This is a genomic window from Paraburkholderia sp. BR14320, from assembly GCF_040948665.1.
In the GTDB taxonomy this organism is placed as follows: domain Bacteria; phylum Pseudomonadota; class Gammaproteobacteria; order Burkholderiales; family Burkholderiaceae; genus Paraburkholderia; species Paraburkholderia youngii.
This window is the reverse complement of record NZ_JBFPKG010000248.1, coordinates 1-543: the sequence shown is the minus strand read 5'-3', so window position 1 is coordinate 543 and position 543 is coordinate 1. Positions and strand designations below refer to the sequence as shown.

Here is a 543-nt window from a genome sequence, read left to right as displayed (position 1 = left end):
CCATCAGGTCCACGACGTTGTCGGTGTAACCGCTGGCCTGGATGCGTTCGGTATCCCAGCGCCACTGCCGCGCATCGTGATCGAATGCCAGCAGACCGCCTTCGGCCAGCGCGTGCAGGAACTGGATTACGAAGAACGGATTGCCACCTGTCCTGTCGGTCACGAGGCGCGCCAGGGGCGCAAGTTTTTCAGGCGCACAGTGCAGCGCGTCCGCGATCAGATGGCCGACATGCGCACCGGTCAGCGGCGCGAGCCGGATTTCCCCGATCTTTGCGCCCGCGCTGCGGATCGCTTCAAGCCGGGCTGTCAGCGGATGAGCGGCATCCACCTCGTTGTCGCGATAGGCGCCGATGACCATCAGATAGCGCAGGTCCGGCTGGATCAGCAGGTCCGCGAGCAGGTCCAGGGTCGCTGCATCGAGCCACTGCAGGTCGTCGAGGAACAGTGCGAGCGGATGGTCGGCCTGAGCGAATACGCCGATGAAACGCCGGAACACCTGCAGGAAGCGCTGTTTCGCCTGTTGTGGTTCGAGCTCCGGGACCG

At 64.6% G+C, this 543-nt stretch carries 1 protein-coding gene; it reads right to left on the bottom strand.

Annotation, left to right across the window (positions count from 1 at the left end; all coding sequences use genetic code 11):
• Positions 1-543 (bottom strand): AAA family ATPase (locus AB3X89_RS40155; RefSeq protein ID WP_368588048.1); only part of this gene is annotated, 543 nt, incomplete at both ends.